The following is a 674-nucleotide window of genomic DNA, read 5'->3' on the forward strand; positions in this document are numbered from 1 at the left end:
GAGGTGTCCCCCGACCACAGGATTGCAGGGATCGAAATGTTGGTAGCAGAGCGGACCGCCATAATCGCAGCAATACCGTCCTCGTGTTCGAGCCGGTAGTCGGAGAGGATGAGGTGCGGACCGCTTGCCAAAGCCTCACTACGCAATTGCTCGATGACGTCCGACGATGATTCCCCGGCTACGACGTAGCAGCCACGCTCGATCAGGCGCATCGATATTTCGACTCTTAGGTCGCTATTGTCCTCGATGATCGCCACGACCATATTGGTCAGGTCCGGGTCGCCGTCTTCGGCCGTTTGAACCTCCCGCAACTCCGGCGGTATAAGCCCCATGAACGGGACCGCAACCGAAAAACGCGAGCCCCGCCCTGGTGTCGACTCGATGTGGAGCTTGTGACCGAGAAGGTTCGCCAGCCCCTGAACAATGGACAGACCCAGGCCGAACCCTTTTTCCCGATTCCGCTCGGGATTATCGACCTGTACATAGCTTTTGAAGATATCCGCCTGTCTACCTGCAGGGATACCGATCCCATTGTCCCAGACGCTTATCTTTATGTGGCTGCCTCTCCTTTGGCAACTCACCAGAACATGCCCTTTCTGCCTCTTTTGAAATCAGAGTGGGTGGTTGTGCGGGTCAAGGGCGGGCGTGAGCCCGGCGCAGCGAACCCTTGAGGC

1 protein-coding gene is annotated in these 674 nt (G+C 57.9%); it reads right to left on the reverse strand.

The annotated features are described in order from the left end of the window. On the reverse strand, nt 1-581 hold a 581-nt coding region (locus AWB75_RS37560), incomplete at its 3' end, for an ATP-binding protein (protein ID WP_143746710.1). Between the last annotated feature and the right edge of the window lie 93 nt (nt 582-674).

Source organism: Caballeronia catudaia (assembly GCF_001544755.2).
Lineage (GTDB): Bacteria > Pseudomonadota > Gammaproteobacteria > Burkholderiales > Burkholderiaceae > Caballeronia > Caballeronia catudaia.